The sequence below is a fragment of the Deinococcus alpinitundrae genome (assembly GCF_009982895.1).
Lineage (GTDB): Bacteria > Deinococcota > Deinococci > Deinococcales > Deinococcaceae > Deinococcus > Deinococcus alpinitundrae.
The window spans coordinates 1-426 of sequence record NZ_WXZL01000122.1; the positions used below are offsets into that span (position 1 = coordinate 1).

The window sequence follows — 426 nt, forward strand, 5'->3', positions numbered from 1 at the left end:
GAACCCTGTTACCGGGGCTGCTGCGATACAAAACAACAGTGCTAGGTGTTTCTCAGATTTTTCCCACATTATTTACCCTCCTTCAACATTCGTTTAACTTGAAGCTTTCTCTCTGGGACTGTTCGTGCCGGAGTCTCACCTCTTTCTGTGATCCACAACTTTACCACATCTGCCTTGCCTTTGCAAATGAGAATAGCTAATTTATCAACAGCCGCATCATCATGAGACATTCCAGACCTCTCAGCATGCGTCTTGATTTTGTGACAAGGCTTGCACAGAAATGCAAGGTCCTCTTTGCGTACAAAAACAATACCTTCAACAAACTTCTGTACATCGTCAACACTTCTGAGTGAATGCTCTCCCGTCTTGTGGTCCACGTCCATGTTTTTCAGTATGTGTTCTTTGCCACAGATCTCACAGATCCCT

Annotated in this window: 1 protein-coding gene; it reads right to left on the minus strand. The window is 44.6% G+C overall.

Features of this window, described 5'->3' with window-relative positions; genetic code table 11:
• Window positions 1–68 precede the first annotated feature (68 nt).
• On the minus strand, window positions 69–426 hold a 358-nt coding region (locus tag GUI70_RS22695; protein ID WP_237725131.1), incomplete at its 5' end, for a hypothetical protein.